This window comes from Streptomyces viridosporus (genome assembly GCF_002078235.1).
GTDB classification, from domain to species: Bacteria; Actinomycetota; Actinomycetes; order Streptomycetales; family Streptomycetaceae; genus Streptomyces; species Streptomyces viridosporus.
In genome coordinates this window covers 2,938-3,359 of the sequence record NZ_MSGP01000348.1, presented here as the reverse complement: position 1 = coordinate 3,359, position 422 = coordinate 2,938, and the positions used below count along the sequence as shown (strand labels likewise).

The following is a 422-nucleotide window of genomic DNA, read 5'->3' as shown; positions in this document are numbered from 1 at the left end:
CGGGTCGACGCCGTCACCATCTGCGGAACGGACCTGCACATCCTCAAGGGCGACGTCCCCGAGGTCCGCCCGGGGACCGTCCTGGGGCACGAGGCGGTCGGCGAGATCGTCGAGACCGGGAGCGACGTCCGCACCGTACGTCCCGGAGACCGGGTACTGGTCTCCTGCATCTCCGCCTGCGGGCGGTGCCGTCACTGCCGCAGGGGCATGTACGGCCAGTGCCTGGACGGCGGGGGCTGGATCCTCGGTCACCTGATCGACGGGACCCAGGCCGAGTACGTCCGCGTCCCGTACGCCGACCTCTCGGTGCATCCGCTGCCCGGCACGCTCACCGGTGAGGACGCCGTGCTGCTGGCCGACATCTTCCCCACCGCCTACGAGGTGGGGGTGCTCAACGGGCGGGTGCGTCCCGGGGACACCGT

1 protein-coding gene is annotated in these 422 nt (G+C 71.8%); it reads left to right on the top strand.

Annotated features, from left to right (window positions below; translation table 11 throughout):
* On the top strand, positions 1-422 hold a 422-nt coding region (locus B7L92_RS42630; protein WP_255311115.1), incomplete at both ends, for an alcohol dehydrogenase catalytic domain-containing protein.